The sequence below is a fragment of the Prosthecobacter sp. genome, assembly GCF_049294395.1.
Classification (GTDB): Bacteria; Verrucomicrobiota; Verrucomicrobiia; order Verrucomicrobiales; family Verrucomicrobiaceae; genus Prosthecobacter.
In genome coordinates, this window is record NZ_JBAQCR010000049.1 from 1 (window position 1) to 6264 (window position 6264).

Below are 6264 nucleotides of genomic sequence, written 5' to 3' on the forward strand. Positions count from 1 at the left end.
GTCCAGCGGCCCGCTCAGCGGCGGCGTCAGCGTGACGATCACCGGAACCAGCTTCACCGGGGCCACCGGCGTCACCATCGGCGGCGCGGCGGCCACCAGCCTCACCGTCGTCAGTGACACCAGCATCACCTGCACCACCCCGGCGGGCAGCGCGGGGACAGCCAGCGTGGTGGTGACAAACGTCGACGGCCCGGACACGGACGGCCTCACCTACACCTACCAGGCCGCGCCCACGGTGACCAGCATCTCCCCTCCCAGCGGCCCGCTTGGCGGCAGCTCCGTTGTGGTCATCACGGGGACAAACTTCACCGGGGCCACCGGTGTGAAAATTGGCGGCACGGACGCCACCAGCGTCAACGTGGACAGCCCCACCCAGATCACCTGCACCACGCCCGGCGGCAGCGCAGGCACGGCCAGCGTGGTCGTCACCACGCCCAGCGGCTCCAACGCGGCCAACACGCTCTACACCTACCAGACCGCGCCCACGGTGACCAGCATCTCACCTTCCAGCGGGCCGCTCAGCGGCGGCAAGAGCGTGACCCTCACGGGGACAAACTTCATCGGGGCCACCGGTGTGACCATTGGCGGCAATCCCGCCACCAGCATCGCCGTGCACATCAGCGGCAACAGCCTCACCTGCACCACCCCTTCTGCGCTCAGCGCAGGGACGGCCAGTGTGGTCGTCACCACGCCCAGCGGCGCCAATGCAGGCAACAGTCTCTACGCTTATGTGCTTGCGCCCACCGTCAGCAGCATCGCGACCACGAGCGGCATCACGGCCACCAGCGGCACAGCCAATGGCGGAACGACTGTGACCATCACCGGGACGAACTTCACCGGACCCAACCCCTTCACCCCCATCGTCACCTTTGGCACCACAGCGGCCACCAGTGTCGCCGTGGCCAGCAGCACCAGTCTCACCTGCGTCACCCCCAGCGGCAGCGCAGGCACGGCCAGCGTGCTGGTCACCACCCCCGGCGGGGTGAATGCCGCCAACAACTTCTACAGCTATGTGCTGACACCGCCCACCGTCACAGACATCGGGCCGGCCGCCGGCTCATCCGCAGGCGGCACGAGTGTGACGATCACAGGCACCAACTTCACCGGGGCGACTGCGGTGACCTTTCGCGGCGTGCCGGCCACCGACGTCATCGTGGCCGGTCCCACGACCATTGTCTGCACCACACCTGCGGGCACGGCAGGTGCGGCGAGCGTGGCTGTCACCACACCCAGCGGGGCGGCGAGCAGCAATCTCTACACCTATGTGCAGCCCCCGCCCACCGTCACCGGCACAACTGCCAATGCCATCTCTCCCGCCAGAGGATCGACGCTGGGCGGCACCCTGGTGACCATCACTGGCACCAACTTTAACGGGACAGGTGGCGTGACCATCGGTGGCGTGCCTGCGACGAATGTCACCGTCATCGACAGCACCACCCTCACCTGCATCACCCCACCGGGCAGTGTGGATACGGTGAGTGTGGTGGTCACGACCGTGGGCGGCACCAATGCAGACAACAGCCTCTTCACCTATGAACTGACCCCCCCCACCGTCACCGAAGTCTCACCGGACAGCGGCACGTCCGCAGGCGGCACCACGATCACCCTCACCGGCCGGAGCTTCACTGGCACCACCGGCGTGACCATCGACGGCACGCCGGCCACCCGCCTCATCGTCGTCAATGACAACACCCTCACCTGCACCACCCCGGTGGGCAACGCGGGAACACCGCGTAGCGTGGTGGTCACCACACCGAACGGCCCCAGCACGGACAATGTCACGTTCACCTATGTGCTGGCGCTGCCCACCGTCACCAGCGTCTCCCCGCCCATCGGCCCCACCTCAGGCAGCACCACGGTGACCATCAAAGGCACCTACTTCACCGGAGATACTGACCACACCGGAGCCGAGGGCGTGACCATCGGCGGCCTGTCGGCGGCGAATTTCAAAGTGGTCGATGCCACCACCATCACCTGCACCACTCCGGCGGGCCTCGCAGGCACGGCCAGCGTGCAGGTCACGGCCGCCGCCGGAACGAGCGCGGCCAACAGCCTCTTCACCTACGTCACCACCACGCCCACGGACACCTACATCTACCTCAAGGGCGGGCGCGGCGACGGCTTTGTGCCGCAGTGGACGGGGCAGCTCGCCGAGGAGGGCACCACGGAAAAAGGCGAGCCCTACCGCAATGAGTTTCAGGCGACCGTGCAGCTGGACAATTCGGCCTCTGGCTCATCTGGATTTTCAGGCGGGGGATCGAGCTACTGGGGCATCGGCCCCAGTTCCAATTCCAGGTCCAGCTCCATGGGTTTCGGCGGGCAGATGACCACGCCCGGCCATCTGACCAAGGTGTCCATCAGCAAGGGAATTGTGGGCGCCACCTCAGAGGCCGTCGTCATCACTCCCACCTTCGGGTCTTTGTCTGACTCTGCATCGGGAGCTGCGCCACGCCAGTTTGACAAGACCACCACCTGGCTGGTCTTCATTTCCAGCAACGGCCTCGGCTACAAGTTCCGCAAGACGGATGTGATGGGCTGGGGAGCACAACCACGCGCCTAAAACACCATGCCCTCCATCAACTCCAACTTCGACTGGGTGGACACGCCCAACCCCGCAGAGCGCGGCTTCTCCATCACCGCCAAGGAAGGCGTGAGCGACATGATCCCGGACTTCCTCACCAACGCCGTGCTCTGGCGCGACTGCCCGGCATGGATCAAAAACGCCGAGTCCATCCCCGAAAGCCTGCAGGGCTACACGCTGGTGCATTCCATGAAGGCAGACTACCAGAAGCGCGCCTTCATCTTCGCCAGAACACGCACCGAGACCGAACGCAACACGCCCTTCCAGGTCTCCTGGGTCAAGCGCATGCAATACTGGCCCACGGTGCTGCTGAAGCTGTGGTTTGAGCAGGGCAACCTGCCGCTGTCCCTCGCGCAGCAGTCCAGCGGCAACGTCATCCACGTGCGCAGCAAATCGCGTGACGGGGCGATGTATCCCACGTGGTTCAAGACCAGCCGCTTTCTCTCAGAGCGGCCCTGGCCGCGCAGCACCAACCGCTCCCCCACCCCGGTCACCGACACCATCCAGTGGAGCTTTGACGGCAGCAGCGGGAACTTCCCCGAGTGCCTGCACCCGGACTGCCGCTTTCCGCACTTCCAGAGCAGCGGCAAGGTCATCTTTGGCGCAGGCACGCAGGACGTGGAGGTCGGCGGAGACCTGGTGGCGCAGGAATACCCCGCCACGCCGATGACGGACTGGGAAATCTACCCCGTGGAGGACACGCCGCAAAACATCGGCGGCTTCTGGTTCCGCGAGCTGGTGGAGGCCTACCCGCCGATCGACGACCGCGATACCACCCAGTGACACACTCATGATCCAGACCTCCATCGGCACCCTTCAAGTCGGCAGCCCCTGGCTGGCCCGGCAGTGGGTCAACACCATCCCCGGCGTCACGGTGACGACCGGCATCACGCAGAACAATCTGACCATCCGCGCCGGCAACAAGAGGCCCAGCTTCACCACCGCCCAGAGCAGCCTGACGCCCCCCTCAGTCTTCGTCTCCGGCACCGCGCCAGGCACTGTGACCATCCCACTCCCCGACACCGGCAGTGAAGACTTCGGTTTCTTCATTGGCGGCGAATTCACTTACATCAATCGAAACACCCAAGCCTGACAAAGCAGCCCAGACCACCCATGAAGCCCGCCAAGCCACGACCCAGGACAAGCGCCACACCCAAACCCCATGATTCAAAACGGCCGCCTGGAATGAGCCTGAGCGGCTCTGGAGGAGATTACGGAGGCGGCGGCTCATACACCTATTTTTGATGAAATACATTAGCTCAACCCACCTGTGAAAACTGCAAACCACCCACTCAAGAAAGACCACACCCCCAAACCCCATGACCCACGCCTGCACCAGAGCCGGCTCTCCGGCATGGTCGAGCCCGAAGCCCTGTGTGTCACGATCTGCACACCCGCCTATGCCCACATGCGTGAAGAAGCCGTCGCGGCATTCCGCAGGCATTTTGGCCTGCCCGTCCTGGTCATCGAATGCGCAGACTCTGAAGGCTACGAAACCAAGATGAAGCTCGATCTCCTCGTCGGGCCGCGCAAAATGGTGTTCTGCGACCTCGACTTCCGGCCCATCCGCAGCTTCCCCCCCGTGTGGCAGTCGGGCGCATGGTGCGCGGTGCGTGACCACGGCCACAAGCACCCCAGCTCCTTCGCTTCGTATGACATTGAAGCCCATGGCCTGGACGCCCTGAGCTACTTCAACAGCGGGTTCTTCACCTGCGATCTATCGAAGCCGCAGCATGCCGCCGTGTTTTCCACCGCACGCATCATCTGGCAGGATGTCCAGGAAGGGAAAAGGCCGCCCGTCGGCGACTTCGGCGACCAGTTCTACCTCAACGCCGCCGTCCGCCAGCTTGGCATTTCGATCAGCCTGCTGCCCGTCTCCATGAACTGGCTCCGCGGCTATGCTGAGCACGGCATGTTTCCATACGTCCCACGCGTCATCTACGCCGTGCACGCCGCCGGCGTGCCGCTGACCGGCAAACTTTCCCACCTGCTCTTCATGGAGCAGGCACATGGCTACGCCGCCGCCGATCTGTGCGACAGCGTGGCAAGAGAACATCTGGCCCTTAGCGTGGAACTCGCATGAAAGACTATTTCAAACTCTCAACGCTTCTTATGCCAGGCGTAGCAGGTAGCATGGAGGATAAATGGAGAACAGCTTGGAGCTTATTTGATGAGGACCTTGAAACACCGATAGAATATCAGTGCCATGCCCAATGCTGGCTCACGTACCGGGCCATCGATGGACATGTTTCACGCGAGGAATATGAGCACAGGATATGGCAGAAGCATCAAATAACCCTACGACATCCAGACGGGCCTCGTTGGATCACCTCCCAGGCTGCATCTGATTTCTACCTTTGGACTCTGTGGGACCGACCCGAACGCGCCGAGAGGGCGGCTGAGACACTGATGGAGCACTGGCGCAAGTATCCACCTGCAGTGCTTTCCATGCTGCGCGTGATGACTACATTGGCCTACAAGGCACACTTGGACGACAACAGTTCAGTGGCCAAGGCGATGATTCAGGAGGCAATCGGGTGCTGGCAGCAAGTCATGGGACAGATTGACTGGATGAAGTATCCCCTGCGCTTCCTGGATGGCAAAGGCGACATGATGGCTCTACATGCACTCTCCTGCCTGGCTGGGAGGACTGGCATGTCTCCGAAATGGATCACGGAGCACGATGGGTTTCTTTTTACCAGCAATGAGCCATGGGTGATGTGCATTAGACATATCGGATTCAATGAGAATGCGCAGGTTAAAATGAAGCATCTGCCCGACTATATCGAGATTCACAAAAAGAATCCCTCTTATGGTTCAGGCCCATCTCAAAATGACCTCAGGATGATTCGGGATGAACTGCGAGACATTAAGATTAATTCGGCCATTGATTGGGGCTGTGGAAACAGCCGAGCTCTCGAGAAACTATTTCCGAACGCCAAACTCACATTTTATGATCCAGCCATTCCTGGTCGCGATGCTTTGCCAAAAGCACGATTTAACATCGGTCTTTGCACTGATGTCATGGAGCATGTACCCGAAACTGAAATTGATGCGATGATGAAAAGCATGGCGGACGTGTGTGACGACTGGATTTTCATCATTCACATGTTCCCGGCAAACCAGCTTTTGCCAGATGGAAGCAACGCTCACGTCAGCCAGCATGATGCCATGTGGTGGGTAAAGCGCATCAGCAAAACATTCAAGAGCGCACGGACATGGCCATGTGATACTAAACGCTGCTTTGTTCGCGCGAAGGCGAATTGATCACTTGGCCTTGAGGTACCGAGTGCCAATGGGGCGCTTCAACTCTGCCTCTGTGCCATTGATTGTCATCTGGCACTTTTCCACGCCGCCAGTAGTATTGAGGACCACTTTCAACACGTTCGGCTTACTGGTAATCTCCCACTTCCCAGAGGTTGATTGATTGGCATTGCCCAAAGTGAGACTTCCGTCTGCGTTCAACTTCATGTCCCCATTATTAACCTGTCTATCGGGGCTGTTATGATACGTCCACTCCATTGGAATGTTGGCCGCAAGGGAGGCAATTGGAAACACCTTCCCCGCCTCGATCTCCGCCCGAACCTTGCCCAGTTCCGTCACCGTCTCCAGCTTGGCCCCGCCTGCGGTTTTCAACAGGCTGTCGATCCGGGCGATGCAGGACTTCTGCACAGGCGCAAGGG

At 61.3% G+C, this 6264-nt stretch carries 6 protein-coding genes; 5 read left to right on the forward strand and 1 reads right to left on the reverse strand.

The genetic code is table 11. The features are described from left to right. The 5 genes from WAW39_RS03145 to WAW39_RS03165 all read left to right on the forward strand — a co-directional run. Positions 1 to 2560: beta strand repeat-containing protein (locus tag WAW39_RS03145; protein WP_422315683.1), on the forward strand; the 2560-nt coding region annotated here is incomplete at its 5' end. A gap of 6 nt (positions 2561 to 2566) precedes the next feature. Continuing rightward, on the forward strand, positions 2567 to 3364 hold the full coding sequence (locus tag WAW39_RS03150; RefSeq protein WP_422315685.1) for a hypothetical protein: 798 nt from the start codon (positions 2567 to 2569) through the stop codon (positions 3362 to 3364). Positions 3365 to 3371: 7 nt separating this feature from the next. Next, the gene (locus WAW39_RS03155) at positions 3372 to 3674 is read left to right on the forward strand and encodes a hypothetical protein (RefSeq protein ID WP_422315687.1); all 303 of its coding nucleotides are present in this window, start codon (positions 3372 to 3374) and stop codon (positions 3672 to 3674) included. A 177-nt stretch (positions 3675 to 3851) separates the two neighbouring features. Further along, complete coding sequence (locus WAW39_RS03160; RefSeq protein WP_422315689.1) at positions 3852 to 4664, forward strand: hypothetical protein; 813 nt, start codon at positions 3852 to 3854, stop codon at positions 4662 to 4664. Then, positions 4661 to 5848, forward strand: coding sequence for a hypothetical protein (locus tag WAW39_RS03165; RefSeq protein ID WP_422315691.1), 1188 nt, complete (start codon positions 4661 to 4663; stop codon positions 5846 to 5848). The genes WAW39_RS03160 and WAW39_RS03165 overlap by 4 nt, the downstream gene beginning before the upstream one ends. Here WAW39_RS03165 and WAW39_RS03170 read toward each other — a convergent pair. Then, on the reverse strand, positions 5849 to 6264 hold a 416-nt coding region (locus tag WAW39_RS03170; protein ID WP_422315693.1), incomplete at its 5' end, for a hypothetical protein.

What these genes read in the sequence shown, in the direction of transcription:
- WAW39_RS03150 (WP_422315685.1), top strand. Translation starts at nt 2,567, where the DNA reads ATGCCCTCCATCAACTCCAACTTCGACTGGGTGGACACGCCCAACCCC.
- WAW39_RS03155 (WP_422315687.1), top strand. Translation starts at nt 3,372, where the DNA reads ATGATCCAGACCTCCATCGGCACCCTTCAAGTCGGCAGCCCCTGGCTG.
- WAW39_RS03165 (WP_422315691.1), top strand. Translation starts at nt 4,661, where the DNA reads ATGAAAGACTATTTCAAACTCTCAACGCTTCTTATGCCAGGCGTAGCA.